A 245-nucleotide genomic window follows, 5' to 3' on the forward strand; every position below is an offset into this window, starting at 1 on the left:
TCATCACGCCAGCGCCAGCCTTGCGGATTGGCATTGTTTTTTTCGATAGGGAAACGTTTCGCCAGCGCATTTAGGTCGCGCTGTACCGTGCGCAGGCTAATATCAAAGCCTGCCATCATCAACTGCTCATAAATATGCGTGGTACCCACCCAGCGATTGCGCTGTAGTTGTGATAACACTTGCCACTGCCGCGCCGTCGTTGCTGCGCCGTGGCGATTATCGCTGCTGTCTTCTGAGACATTGTT

General features: G+C 53.5%; 1 pseudogene. It reads right to left on the reverse strand.

The features are described from left to right. Positions 1-245 (reverse strand): annotated as a pseudogene (locus AAEY83_RS17725) (WYL domain-containing protein); the annotation flags it as partial.

The sequence above is a fragment of the Psychrobacter sp. TB20-MNA-CIBAN-0197 genome, assembly GCF_040309765.1.
Lineage (GTDB): Bacteria > Pseudomonadota > Gammaproteobacteria > Pseudomonadales > Moraxellaceae > Psychrobacter > Psychrobacter submarinus.